The 13,134-nt window shown below is 66.3% G+C and carries 11 protein-coding genes and 1 pseudogene; 5 read left to right on the top strand and 7 right to left on the bottom strand.

Annotation, left to right across the window (positions count from 1 at the left end; translation table 11 throughout):
* Positions 1 to 285: 285 nt before the first annotated feature.
* From ACAM58_RS28575 to ACAM58_RS28545, 7 genes and pseudogenes are all read right to left on the bottom strand, one after another.
* Positions 286 to 510, bottom strand: coding sequence for a hypothetical protein (locus ACAM58_RS28575; protein WP_230537776.1), 225 nt, complete (start codon positions 508 to 510; stop codon positions 286 to 288).
* A 52-nt stretch (positions 511 to 562) separates the two neighbouring features.
* Complete coding sequence (locus tag ACAM58_RS28570) at positions 563 to 1,051, bottom strand: hypothetical protein (RefSeq protein WP_230537777.1); 489 nt, start codon at positions 1,049 to 1,051, stop codon at positions 563 to 565.
* Positions 1,048 to 1,329: a DUF1016 family protein gene (locus ACAM58_RS28565; RefSeq protein WP_155247827.1), complete on the bottom strand. Its 282-nt coding sequence runs from the start codon at positions 1,327 to 1,329 to the stop codon at positions 1,048 to 1,050. The genes ACAM58_RS28570 and ACAM58_RS28565 overlap by 4 nt, the downstream gene beginning before the upstream one ends.
* 4 nt (positions 1,330 to 1,333) lie before the next feature.
* Entirely contained in the window at positions 1,334 to 2,317 is a 984-nt protein-coding gene (locus ACAM58_RS28560; RefSeq protein ID WP_026283978.1) for a tripartite tricarboxylate transporter substrate binding protein, read from the bottom strand.
* Positions 2,318 to 2,345: 28 nt separating this feature from the next.
* Positions 2,346 to 4,256 (bottom strand): aconitase family protein, encoded by a 1,911-nt coding sequence (locus tag ACAM58_RS28555; RefSeq protein ID WP_307595012.1) that lies wholly within the window; start codon positions 4,254 to 4,256, stop codon positions 2,346 to 2,348.
* Positions 4,257 to 4,420: 164 nt separating this feature from the next.
* The gene (locus tag ACAM58_RS28550; protein ID WP_049808440.1) at positions 4,421 to 5,344 is read right to left on the bottom strand and encodes a LysR substrate-binding domain-containing protein; all 924 of its coding nucleotides are present in this window, start codon (positions 5,342 to 5,344) and stop codon (positions 4,421 to 4,423) included.
* A gap of 32 nt (positions 5,345 to 5,376) precedes the next feature.
* Positions 5,377 to 5,538, bottom strand: a pseudogene (locus tag ACAM58_RS28545) (tripartite tricarboxylate transporter substrate binding protein BugD); the annotation flags it as partial.
* A 402-nt stretch (positions 5,539 to 5,940) separates the two neighbouring features.
* Between ACAM58_RS28545 and ACAM58_RS28540 the strand changes: the two are divergent.
* The 5 genes from ACAM58_RS28540 (at position 5,941) to ACAM58_RS28520 (ending at position 13,080) form a co-directional block, all read left to right on the top strand.
* Positions 5,941 to 7,509 (top strand): DUF1302 domain-containing protein, encoded by a 1,569-nt coding sequence (locus ACAM58_RS28540; protein WP_081247555.1) that lies wholly within the window; start codon positions 5,941 to 5,943, stop codon positions 7,507 to 7,509.
* Between the two features lie 25 nt (positions 7,510 to 7,534).
* Positions 7,535 to 8,893, top strand: coding sequence for a DUF1329 domain-containing protein (locus tag ACAM58_RS28535; protein WP_244883536.1), 1,359 nt, complete (start codon positions 7,535 to 7,537; stop codon positions 8,891 to 8,893).
* A 191-nt stretch (positions 8,894 to 9,084) separates the two neighbouring features.
* The gene (locus tag ACAM58_RS28530; RefSeq protein ID WP_369665102.1) at positions 9,085 to 10,863 is read left to right on the top strand and encodes a CocE/NonD family hydrolase; all 1,779 of its coding nucleotides are present in this window, start codon (positions 9,085 to 9,087) and stop codon (positions 10,861 to 10,863) included.
* A 15-nt stretch (positions 10,864 to 10,878) separates the two neighbouring features.
* A complete protein-coding gene (locus ACAM58_RS28525; protein WP_062364764.1) occupies positions 10,879 to 11,904 on the top strand; it encodes an acyltransferase in 1,026 nt (341 codons plus the stop codon).
* 258 nt (positions 11,905 to 12,162) lie between these two features.
* Positions 12,163 to 13,080: an MBL fold metallo-hydrolase gene (locus ACAM58_RS28520; RefSeq protein WP_062364765.1), complete on the top strand. Its 918-nt coding sequence runs from the start codon at positions 12,163 to 12,165 to the stop codon at positions 13,078 to 13,080.
* Positions 13,081 to 13,134 lie beyond the last annotated feature (54 nt).

Below are 13,134 nucleotides of genomic sequence, written 5' to 3'. Positions count from 1 at the left end.
TGCCTCCGAGCAGGGTCTGGAGAATACGAAGAATGCGGCACCTGTGTCCAGTTCCATGGACATGGCGTTGTCTCGAATGTCCGGAATCATGGACACCTGTCGGATAGCAATACATCGCGCCCCACCGACAGCGCACCTCATCCGGCGAATCAGAGAGCCGCCGCATCATATATTTGACGGTCCGGCCACTACCAAGTTTCAGTTGACGCGTCAGAGCACAACTCCGGACGGTAACTCACATGACACACTGCTGCTCAGCATGGAGGGTGGACAGGGCGAGCAGCTTCATGGTCGCTGGTCGCCCTCAGGAGGTGGCACATCGATGATCAGGCCAGGCTCGAACGCCTGGTTCTCGATCCGGCCGCTCCAGTTCACGTACCCGCGCGGATTGCAGACCACTTGGCACGCATGGACTCGGTAGTCGAAGCTCTGATGCGTGTGGCCATGCACCCAGAGCATGGCCACCTCGAAGAAAGTGTCAGGAAGCTCGTTCACGAATGCGCCCGACATCAGTCGTCGGCGTAGCGCGGCGAAAGCGAGCCGCGGTGCGGCGCATGGTGCGTCACCACCACCGTGGGCCCGGCGAACGGTTCAGCGAGCTTGGCTTGCAGCCATGCCCGCTGCGCCTGGTGGATCCGCAGCGTGTCGCCGCCTGGAGCTTTCGGCCCTGCTTGTCCCGCCAGGTGCCGGGTTCGGCCGTCTCGTCAAGCGTCCGGATCAGTGCGTAGTCGTTCAGCAGGTTGGTCGCCTTCTTCATGGCCCACGCCACATCGCTGACCGGACCTTCGGGTGTCTCGATCGCGAGCGCGAAGTCGGTCCACAGCGTTGCGCCGAGGAAGCGCACGCCGTCGATCACCCGTTCGTCGCCATCGAGGAGGTACACGTGGCTGCCTTCGGCCGCGCTGCGTGCCTCGGCCAGGGTCGTGTCCAGCCGGCCGTCGTAGTACTCGTGGTTGCCGGGCACATAGAGCACGGGCTTACCTGGAAAGCGCTCCACCGCCCACTGGATGGCGCGCTTGGCGGGCGAATGGATGCCGCCCGCGAGGATCACAACGTCGAATTCGAGATCGGCCGCCGGCTCGCTTCGGGGTGTGTTTGTCTCAGCGCTGCCGAGACTTTTGGCGGCGTCGCTATCGCCCGCTCGAACAGTGCAAGCTTGAATTGCCGTTCGAGCTGTCGGCTGGACCACTTCTGCTGCTCGACGAGCTTCAGATAGAACTCGCGCTCTTCGCGCCGCTTGCGGCAGGCCAAGCAATGCGCGTTCCGGCCGCAAGGCAGGCGCTGGCCCACGCCCTCGCCCGGCAGCGCCGCGATCCTGAATGCGGGCACGACCTCAGTCCAGAGTGGCGCCGGACTGCTTCACCAGCTTCTGGTGCTTCACCAACTCGGACTGCAAGAAGGCTGGCGCCAGGTCAGGCCCGGTGTTCAGCACCGTGAGGCCTTGACCGGTAATGACATTTCTTGCTTCGGGCGACACCAAGGCCTCTTGCACCGCTGCGGCATAGCTGTCGGCCACCGGCTTGGGCAGTCCGGCTGGACCGATCAGCGCGATCCACGCGTCGAAGCTGTACCTGGGCACGCCCGATTCCATCATCGTCGGCACCTCGGGCAAGGCCGCGGAACGCGCCGGCGTCGATACCGCCAATGCGCGCAGCGTCCCGGCCTTGATCTGCGGGGCGACCTGCGAGATCGAAACGAATGCGAGCTGCACCTGGCCGCCCATCAGGTCGGTGATGAGCGGTCCGGTGCCGCGGTAGGGCACGTGCTTCATGTCGATGCCGGTCTCGCTCACCATCAGTTCCCCCGCCAGGTGGAGCACGCTCCCGTTGCCGGCGGACCCGTAGTTGAGCTTGCCGGGATTGCCCTTCGCATAGGCCAGCAGTTCCTTCACGCTCTTCACCGGAAGCGCGTTGTTCACCACCAGCACGACCGGCACGGTGGCCAGTACCGCGATGGGCGTGATGTCCTTCATGCTGTCGTAGGGAATCGTCTTGTAGATGCCTGGATTGATGACATGGTTGGACGACACCATGCCGAGCGTGAGCCCGTCCTTGGGTGCCTTCACGATCTGGGCCGTACCCTGAATGCCGCCGGCGCCGACGACGTTCTCCACCACGACCGGATGGCCGGTCGCGCGCCCGAAGGCCGGCGCGACCGCGCGGGCGACCGCATCGACCGTCGACCCCGCGGCGAGCGGAACGACGATCCGTATCGGCCGATCGGCATTCGAGGATTGCGCCGCGGCGAACAATGAAGTGGCAAGCAGCGCCGCCGCTAAAGAAAGGGAAATGGCTTCCCGGAGGGAATGTGCACGCATGGGTTTGTCTCTCTCGCTTTGTTGGAATTCATGGATGGCGCGCCTGAAGCTCGGCGAACGAAACGAGTTCGCCCGCAATCGCGCTGGCCGCCACCGTGGGCGGGCTGGCGAGCCAGACCTTTCCGGGGCCGCCCCGGCCGGGGAAGTTGCGGTTGATGGCACTCACGGTGACCTGGTCGGCGCGCACCGAACCACCCGGTCCGCAGTTGCCGCAAGCGCCGCAGGAGGGCTGAAGCATGCGGGCGCCTACGCGTTCGAACGCATCCATGTACCCCGCTGCAATGCAGTGGTCGCGCACCGCGGTGGTTCCGAACTGGAGATACAGCTCCACGCCGGGCGCCACTTTGAGCCCGCGGTCCGCCGCCCACCGGAGCACCGCGTGGTAGTGGTCGAAATCCTCGCGCTTGCCGGCCGTGCACGAGCCGCCGTAGGCGATGTCGATGCGCACCCGCTCGCCGAGCGCCATGAGCGGCAGGCCGTTGCCCGGATCGCCCGGTGCCGCGACCATGGGGGGAATCTGCGTGCAGTCGACGTGGAGCGTTCTGGCGTAGGCCGCGCCGTCGTCGCTGCGCATCCAGGGCTCGACTTCGAAGTCGATGCCGCGGCGCTCGCGCAGGAAGCGCACGGTCTCCGCATCGGGAGTGACCAGGCCGGTGAAGCCGCCGAGTTCCGCCGTCATGTTGGTGAGCGTGGCGCGCTCGTCAGTCGTCATGCGCCGCACCACCTCGCCCGTGAACTCGAACACCTTGCCGACACCGCCACCATCGCGCACGAAGGGCAGCGCCAGCAGATGCAGCACGACGTCTTTCGCGGTCACGCCCGGGACCAGCAAGCCATCGAGCACGATCTTCAGGGACTGCGGCACCGTCAGCCGCACCGCTCCCGTCACGAAGGCGTTCGCTATGTCCGTGGTTCCCACGCCGAAGGCCACGCACCCCAGCGCGCCGCTGTGCGGCGTGTGTGAATCCGTGCCCACCACCAGTTGGCCCGGCAGCGCATAGTGTTCCGCCACCATGGCGTGCGAAATGCCGGCCACGTTGGTGCCGTCGTCCTTCGCAGCCTGTTCTTCCGTCAGCGTGCGGTGCGAGCGCAAGCCATAGGCGGCAGCGAACTCGCGCTGCGCCTCGACCAAGCGATGCACATTCGGCACCAGGCCGCCACGTACGTGCGCGGGGCTCTCCGCGACATAGGACGTGTGGTCTTCGAAGACGACGATGGAACCGGCGTCGTGCAGCACCAGCGAACGGCCGAAGGTGGCGTGCAGCATGTGCGCGGCCATGCCGGTGTAGTACTCGTGGATGAAGCGCAGGTCCGCGCGCACGAAGGCACCGTCGCCCGGCGCGGGATGCGCCTGCGTCAGCTCGGTGGCAAGCGCATGGCGCGCCACGATTTTCTCGAACAGCGTGCGCGGGCGCGCGTCTTGCGCATCGGGCGGCACCGTGATGTCGCGCATGAACTGCTGGCCGAAGCGCAGCAGCCCGCCGCTCTTGAGAATCGCCGCGGCCAGCGCGTCGCGGCCGGCCACCAGGTCTTCGACCGGAATCGCCTCGCCCGCCCGGATGCGCGCGACCAGGCCGAAGTCGGTCGAGGTGAACAGGCCGATGTTGTCGGCGTTCTGCCGGTACAGGCGCTCGAAGCTTTCGGCGACGACCAGCCGCACGCCGGCCGCCTTCTCGGCGGTCGGGCTGTGCTCGCGCGACGAGCCCTTGCCATAGCGCCTGCCCGCGACCACGACCTCGATGCCCGACGCGCGGATGGCATCGGTGCCGATGGGGAATGCCTCGCCCGCCTTGAAGCCGGTGTAGGGATAGCGCCCCAGCTTGTCGTCGTAGTGCGTGAGGATCGGCAGCGGCGTGATCTCGTCGGTCGACACATCGTCACGCAACGGCGACGCGTCGGCGAGTTCGAGGGGTTCTCCCTGCAAACCCAGCTCGACCATGCGTGGGGAACAGCTCAGGAAGAGGATGCGCGGGTCGAACCGGAGGCTTTCTGCACTGGCGGCGGCTGGCGAGGAGGCTGGCATGGCCCGATGTTGGCCGGCCATCGCAGCGCCATAAAGCGCTCGCTCGGCACAGGGGATCTCGCCATCCGCGAGATCGGTGATTACCCTTGCAGGCTCTCGATGAGCGCCGCCACTGCGCGAGGCTGCGGCGTCTTGCGCAGGGCGTAGATGTTCAGGACGCGGTCGGCCCATTCTTCCGCGAGCGGGCGCCGGGCAAAGCGGTCGACTCCCGCATACGCCGTCACGGCACTTCGAGGCACCACCGCGATGCCCAGGCCTGCCTCCACCATGCGGCAGACGGCGTCGAAGCTGCTGACCGTCACCTTCGGGTTGAAGCGCCCGCCCAATGCTGCGGCGCGTTCGTTCAGGGACCGGTCCATCGCGCCGCCCTGGTGAACGCCCACCAAAGGAAATTCGAGCGCACGCGCGAACGTGATGGCCTCCAGGTCCGCCAGTTCATGCCCCGAGGGAAGCACCACGAGCAAGGGGTCGGAGGCGAAGCGCCAGGCATCCATGCCCGCCGGCACCGCGACATCGACGCCCACGCCGACATCGGCCCGGTCGTCCAGACAGGCGCGCAGCACGTCGCGCGTGTCTTCCTCGTGCAGCGCGACCTCCACGCCCGGGTATGCCTCCATGAAGCGGTGCAGGCGCTCGGGCAGGAACCCGATCACGGAAGACATGTTGGCATGTAGGCGCACCCTGCCCCGCACTTCGCCGCCTTCGCTCTGCACCTCGCGCAACAAGGCCTGAAGCTCGTCGTCGAGGCGTTCGCCCCGCGCCAGCACCAGCCGGCCTGCGTCGGTCAGCGCGATGCCGCGCGGCGAGCGCACGAGCAGCGGCGTCCCGAATGCATGCTCCAGATCCGCGATCCTGCGGCTCAAGGCCGAAGGTGCGATGTTCTCCGCGGCAGCGGCACGCACGATGGAGCCGGCGCGCGCCGCCGCCACGAACAACCTGATGCTGTAGGAATCAATTCGACGTGTCACGGGCTTGATCACTTGGTGGAATGCAAAGTGTGGCATAGAGGCTCCTCGGCCATGGCCGCATCGACATTGCCCAGCGGCTTGCGGATCGCTTCGGCGAAGTCGTGCGCCACCTTGTCGGTCGGCCCTCCGGCAGCGAGTGGCACCACGATGGTGATCGACTTGTCGGGGCACTCGGCGAACGCGGGAAGTGCGGCGAGGGCCGCCATCGCGATCGTGAACAGGCGCTTCATTGTTTGTCTCTCGGGATGTGAATCCCGGAATCTTGGGGACGGCCTGCCCTCTGCAGAAGACGCCCGGCCGTTAAGCCGTTCACTTCGGGTGAACGGCGCCAATGCTCGTCACACTCCACTGCCCTTCACCTCGCGCGGCGCGAGCCACCAGGTCGCCCAGGTCGGTATCAGGAGCGTGCCAGGCTGCTCGGCGACAGTTGCGAAAGCGCCTGCCGACGAAGAGAATGCCGCGCTGGCGCACGCGCGCCCGCCGCAAGCGAAGCTTGGATTCTCTTGAAGCGACCCGCAGCAGTATCGAAGGCAAGAATGACAAGAACCGATGTAAAGGCGCGTGCGCCCCTTCGCGGACCGAAGCGGCCAGCCACGCTGGCGGCTCTCTTCGCGGGATTCGCACCCGGTGTGATGGCCGGCAGCATCGCCACCGGCAACGAGGAGATCGAACTGCGTGTCGACCTGACGACACGCTACAACCTCGGCCGCCGTGTCGAACGCCAGGCCCCGGCGATCCTGCTCAACCAGAACGCCGACGACGGCGACCGGAATTTCGGCCGCAACAGCACCGTCAACAACCGCGTCGACCTGCTGTCCGAGATGGACTTCGTCTACCGCAAGCGTTTCGGCGCACGCGTGAGCGCATCCGGCTGGTACGACCAGGCTTACCGCGGTGGTTTCGACAACACCAGCGTCGGCACCTCGAACCATCTCAAGAACGGTACGCCGGCGACGGGCCTCAGCCCTTATGCCAAGCGCTACTACGCGGGCCCGTCGGGCGAATTTCTCGATGCCTTCGTGTTCGGTACTTTCGATCTCGGGGGTGTACCGGTCAGCGCGCGCGCCGGTCGCCATGTGGTGACCTGGGGGGAGGCGCTGCTTGGCGGCGGCGCGACCCACGGCGTGGGTTATGCGCAGTCACCCCTCGACGGCGCGAAGGCTTTGTCGAGCCCGGGCATCGAGGCCAAGGAACTCTTCCGTCCGCTGACGCAGCTGTCGACGTCGGTGCAGGCCACGCCCGAGCTGTCGTTCGCGGCGCAGTACTTCCTGAAATGGGAACAGTCGCGGGGAGCGGAGGCAGGCACCTACCTCGGCGCCAGCGACGCCATGCAATTCGGCGGGGAATCGCTGATCCTCGGCAACACGCGCGTCTTGCGCGGCCGCGACATCACCCCGCGCGGCCGCGGCGACTGGGGCTTGGCGACGCGCTGGAGCCCGCAGTGGCTCGACGGCACCATGGGCTTCTATGTGCGCAACTTCTCCGATCGCCTGCCGCAGGTGATCCTCAATACGGGCACGAACGAATACCTGTTGGCCTTTGCCAGCGACATCAAGCTGTACGGTTTCAGCCTGGCCAAGGACATAGGGGGCGCAAGCGTCGGCTTCGACCTCAACTATCGGCGCAACATGCCGCTGTCGAGCGACGTTGCCACCGTTGCCTCGTCGGCGGGCTACCCGGCGCCCGGCCAGGTGCCCGGCGCGCGCGGCAACACCTGGCATGCGGTGCTCAACGCGATGGGCTCCACCGGACCGACTCCGCTGTTCGACTCCCTCGGTTGGTCGACCGAACTGACCTGGAACCGATGGGCATCGGTGACACAGGGTGCAAGCCTCTTCAAGGGCCGCGACGGCTACACCGAGATCGACCGCGTCGACAAGACGGCCATCGGCTTTGCGATCAACCTGACGCCGACCTGGTACCAGGTGCTGCCCGGTGCCAACCTGTCGATGCCGCTCAGCTACTCGCGCGGCCTGCGGGGCAACTCGGCGGTGACCGGCGGCGGCAACCAGGGTGCCGGCAGCTGGTCGGCAGGCCTCGCGCTCGACCTTTCCGGCCGGCACAGCCTTGAGCTGAAGTACGTCGGCTACTTCGGCAGGTACGTCACCGACGCCACGGGGGCGGCCTCGGTGGCCAACGGCGGCACGGCCCTGCTGAAGGACCGCGGTGCCGTCTTCTTCACTTTCAAAACGTCGCTATGAAGCATTGCCGCGAAGACAACAAGCCGTGAACTCTCCATTGAAGTCCCTGATCACTGCGGGCGCGTTGTGCCTGTGCTTCGCCTCGGCCCATGCGGCCGTATCGCCCGAAGAGGCAAAGCGCCTCGGCAACGAGCTTACCGGCACCGGCGCCCAGAAGGCCGGAAACAAGGAAGGCACGATCCCGACCTACACCGGCGGACTGACGGCGGTGCCGGCCAGCTTTGACAAGAGCAGCAACCTGCGGCCCGATCCCTTCGCCGAAGAGAAGCCGCTGTTCTCGATCGATGCCGGGAACATGGACCGACACGCCGAGCGGCTGAGCGAAGGTGCGAAGGCACTGCTCAAGGCGCATCCCGACTTCCGCCTCGAGGTCTATCCGACCCATCGGACCGTGGCTTTCCCGAAGGCCATGCTCGACAACACGTTGGCGAACGCGACGCGTGCCAAGCTCACCGACGACGGCCTGGGTGCGACCGGCGCGCGCGGCGGCGTGCCCTTCCCGATTCCTGCCAATGGCAACGAGGTGATGCTGAACCACTTGCTGCGCTACCTTGGTGCCTCGCTCGCGATGCCGGAGTTCAGTTCCTACTTCGCCAACCGGGGTGGCACGGTGCAGCCGCTGGTGAAGGCCTCGTGGTTGATGGATTTTCCATACCACGACGACACCCGCGTGCCCGCATCGCCTCTCTACTACCGCTCACGTCTCGCTTTCACGTTTCCGCCGAATCAGGTGGGGAACGCGATCGTTCATCACGAGCCTGCCGACTATTCGTTCGATGAGCGGCGCTACTGGCTTTATCTGCCCGGCCAGCGCCGCGTGCGCCAGGCGCCGGAAATGGCCTACGACACGCCCAACGGCGGCACGGGAGGCATCTCGACCCAGGACGACGTTTACCTCTTCAACGGCAAGATGGATCGCTTCGATTGGAAGCTCGTCGGCAAGAAGGAGCTTTACGTTCCATACAACGCCTACCGCTTCATCTACAACACGAAGCCCGACGAGGTGTTCCTGCCGAAGTTCATCAACCCGCAAGTCGTGCGTTGGGAGCTGCACCGCGTGTGGTTGGTCGAGGCCACGCGCAAGCCGGGCGCCAGGCATGTGTACTCCCGCCGCACTTTCTACGTGGACGAGGACAGCTGGCACGTCCTGGCCAGCGACCAGTACGACGGCAAGGGCCAACTTTGGCGCGCTGGTTTCGCCTACCTGACCCAAGCTTATGACGCGGCCGCTCCGGTCTCGATCACTGCCGGGCACTACGACCTGGCGGAAGGGGCGTACTACGTGAACCTCTGGCCCGGCGCGTCCGGCATCCGCTTCCCAACTACACTGGAGCCCGATGGCAACTGGACGCCGGAAAGCCTCGCGGGCCAGGGCATCCGCTGAGTCCGTCGCCCGGTTGATGGCCTGTGGGAAACAGCACGGCGCGCCATGCGCCGCGACCCTCAGGGAAAAAAATCGTCATCTCGCCTGAGGACATCGAACAATGAAAAAAAGCATTCGCAGCGGCACTCGCGTTCGCAGTTGCTTGCGCCGCGGCGCAGGGTCAAGAGCCCAAATTCGACCCCGAGACCGGCCTGCTGGCATCACCGGGGTTCGCCTTCCCCGCGGATGGACAGCTTGCGCCCTTCTGGGCCAAGCGCATCAGCGGCGACATCACCACCTCCGACGGCGTCAAGCTGCGCTACACCGCGCTGCTGCCCAAGGCGACGGGCAAATTCCCCGTGGCCCTGACCCTCAACGGTTATGACGCCGGCTCGATCGGCGGCTCGGCCTACCTGAAGAACCAGACCTCGATGTCCGTGGCCTTCGACAAGCGGCTCATCGAGGCCGGCTACGCGGTGATGGGCGTCAGCACCGCGGGCACCGGCTGCTCCGAAGGCCGCCTCGAATACACCCGGCCGCAGCTCGGCCGGCACGGCGCCGAAGCCGTCGAGTTTGCGGCCGCACAGGCCTGGTCCGACGGCAAGGTAGGCATGGTCGGTGCGTCCTACAGCGGGTCTTCTCAACTGGCAACCGCGCAGAACCGGCCACCGCATCTGCGCGCCATCGTGCCTGGCATGGTGTTGACGGACTACCGCGACGCGATGAGCCCCGGCGGCGTGCCGGCGCCAGGGTTCCTCACACCGTTCCGCGTGATCTTCCGCACCTACTGGAGCCAGCTGGTCACGCAGACCGCAAAGGAAGAAGGCGACGAGAACTGCCTGAAGCAGATCCAGAAGAACCTCGCGGCCGAGGACACGAACTCGGTGATGAACCTCTTCGTGTCGCATCCGCTGCGCGACGACTACCTCGACACCTTCGACCTGGCCCGCCATGCCGATCGCGTCAATGTGCCGGTGCTGTCGCTCGAAGCTTTCCAGGACCAGGCCATCACGCCTCGCAGCGGGCACTACCAGACGAAGCTCGATCGCACCAAGCTGTGGCTGGTCCAGTCGAACGGCCGGCACGACCTGTACCTGGCCTCGGCCTTCCAGACCCTGGCCTTGCGTTTCCTCGACCGTTTCGTCAAGGGAACGGACAATGGATTCGAGCGCGACACGCCGCGCACGACCGTGTGGATGGAAACCTTCGACACAGACGGTGCTCCGCTCGATCGGCTGGCTTCCCCGCAAGCGCGCTGGGTGCTGCAGAAGCCATCGATCCGCGCCAGCGACCTGCTGCTCAAGGAGTTCCATCTCGGCACCGGCGGCGTGCTCGCCGACAAGGCCGGTTCCGGCCCGGCCGATGGCTTCGATTACCCGGGTGCCGGCGTCGCCGTCAATGACATCGTCGCCAACTCCTTCTGGGGGCCCTTGCCCGACAACTGGAAGACGACCAGCCTGGCCTACACGTCGGCGCCGCTGGCAAATGACACGATGGTCTATGGACCGGGCAGCGCGGACCTGTGGGTCGCCGCCACCGGCGGGGATGCGGACATCCAGGTCACCGTCACCGAACTGCGACCCGACGGACAGGAGACCTACGTGCAGCGCGGCTGGCTGCGCCTGTCGAACCGCACCCTCGACACCGAGCGCTCGACACCGCTGCTGCCGATCCACCTCGAGCGCGCCGACCAGCTGATGCCGCTGCTGCCCGGACAGCTGGTCTTCGCCCGCGTCGAGATCAACAAGATGGGCCACTACTTCCGCAAGGGTTCGCGGCTGCGCATCTGGATCGACACGCCGTCGCAGACCGGTGGCCTGGTGTTCGACACCTTCACGCAGAAGCAGCGAGTTCACGTATTGCACAACGCAAAGTACGACTCGCTGGTTCGCCTCGGTGTATTGAATGACGTGAAGGGCCCGCCGGCTTATCCAGAATGCGGAAAGGTGATGCTGCAGCCGTGCCGGCCGGATCCGGTGGCCGGTCCCTGAGCGGAGGCCGCACCGATGCCGTACAACCCCGCGCTCGATGGCCTTCGGGCGGTCTCGATCCTCCTGGTCGTCTGCTTTCACTGCCTCATCCCCGGCGCCGGCGGCGGGTTCGCCGGCCTGGACGTGTTCTTCGTTCTCTCCGGCTACCTGATCACGACGCTGCTCCTGGCGGAGCACCGCCACGGCGGCATCGACATCGGCAGGTTCTACGCGCGGCGCGCGCTGAGGCTCTACCCGACGCTGCTGCTGCTGGTGCTGGTCTATCTCGCACTCGCTCCCTGGCTCTGGCCGAAGGACGACAGATGGTTGGTCGCCGGGCTCACGGGCACCTACCTGATGGACTACGCGCTCGCCTTCTGGAATCCGCCGTCGACCATCGGGCACGTCTGGTCGCTGGGCGTCGAGGAGAAGTTCTACCTGCTGTGGCCCTTGCTGCTGCCGCTGCTGCTGCGGGCGCGCCGTCCGGTCGCGTGGCTGCTGGCAGCGTTCGCCGTGCTGACCGCGTGGCGTTACTTCGTAGCCTTGAACTGGGGATGGAAGCAGGCGTACTTCAGCTTCGACACGCATGTGACCGGCATTGTGCTGGGCGCCATCGCGGCGCTGGCCCGCCTGAAGATGTCGCGGCCGACCGTCGTCATCGCCTGCATCGGCCTCGCGCTGACCGTCGCTCTTCCGTCCTTGCCCTTCGTCCGCATCACGGAGGGGGTGACCTTGCGGATCACCCTCGCGGAGCTCGCGGCCTTCGTGCTCGTCTGCCACCTCGCGGAGCACCGCGACACGCCGTTCCTGGCGTCGCGGCCGATGATCTACATCGGCCGCCTGTCCTACGGCATCTACCTCTGGCACTTCTTGTTCATCGACATCATCGACTTCGAACGCTCGCTGCCCCCGTGGGTGCTTCTGGGTGAGGTGATCCTCGTGTCGTTCCCGCTGGCCGCTATCTGCCTGCACCTGGTCGATGTGCCAATCAAGCGGCTACGCAAGAAACTCCAGGCGCGCGATCGAAGGGATCGCACGGCGGCCGACCTCATTCGCGGTTGATACGCGTTGAGGTGTGTGGGCGCGACCTGCGACGCGAGGCTCGCCCCTCGATCTCCCGCGCGTTTGGTGCATATCGGGCACCACCGTGAGTCCTTTTGCAGGCCTACCGGCTCGCGCCCCGCCTCCCTACGATCAATGGCATACGGCACTCAGCCGTGATCCGAGCCCGACAACCCTTCGGTGTTGAACGGCAACTTGCTGCCAGTCGCCCGGCTGGTTTGGCCCGCGCAACCGGGCCGCATTCTTGGAGATTCCGCCATGTTCCTCACTGATGACACCTTGCAACCCACGAGCGAGAAGCCCAAAGACCTGGTGCCCTCCCGTTACGCGCTGCGCATCGGCGACATCGACGCGATGGTGGTCAGCGACGGCCCCTTGCCGCTGCCCACCACGACGATGGCCACCAACGCCGATCCGGCGGACCTGGCCAACTGGCTCGGCCAGATGTTCATGCCGCCCGACAAGTACGACTGGCCGCTGAACGTGATGGTGGCCCGCAGCGGCGACCAGACCATCCTCATCGACGCGGGCCTGGGTGGGCAGTTCCCGGGCTTTCCGAGGGCCGGGCAGTTTCCCCAGCGGCTGGCTGCGGCCGGCATCGAGCTCGAGTCCATCACCGACGTGATCATCACCCACATGCACATGGACCATGTGGGCGGGCTGCTCGTTCCCGGCATCAAGGAACGCCTGCGTCCGGATGTGCGCATCCACGTGGCCAAGGCCGAAGTCGACTTCTGGATGTCGCCCGACTTCTCCCGCACGGTGATGCCGAATCCGGTGCCCGAGGTGCTGCGTTCGACCGCCAAGAGCTTCTACAAGGAATACCGCGACCGGCTGCAGATCTTCGAGGAGCGGCGCGAGGTGGCGCCGGGTGTGGTGGTCCGCCGTACCGGCGGCCACACCCCGGGGCACAGCGTGGTCGACCTGGTGTCGGGCAACGAGCGCCTGATGTTCGCGGGCGATGCCATGTTCCCGGTCGCATTCGACCACCCCGACTGGCAGAACGGCTTCGAACACGACCCCGAGGAGGCGACCCGCGTTCGCCTCGCCCTGTTCCGCGAACTGGTGCAAAGCCGCGGACTGCTGGTGGCCGCCCACCTGCCCTTCCCCTCCATCGGCCGGGTGGCGGCGGAAGGCGACATCTTTCGCTGGGTTCCGATCATCTGGGACTTCTGAACGCGCACCGCATCGCCGGTGCCCAGGATCTTTTTTTCCCCTCTCTCCTCTCTC

Origin of the sequence: Variovorax sp. V116 (genome assembly GCF_041154435.1) — a bacterium.
Lineage (GTDB): Bacteria > Pseudomonadota > Gammaproteobacteria > Burkholderiales > Burkholderiaceae_C > Variovorax > Variovorax paradoxus.
Note: the sequence above shows the minus strand (reverse complement) of the source record. Positions and strands in the feature narration are given on the sequence as shown.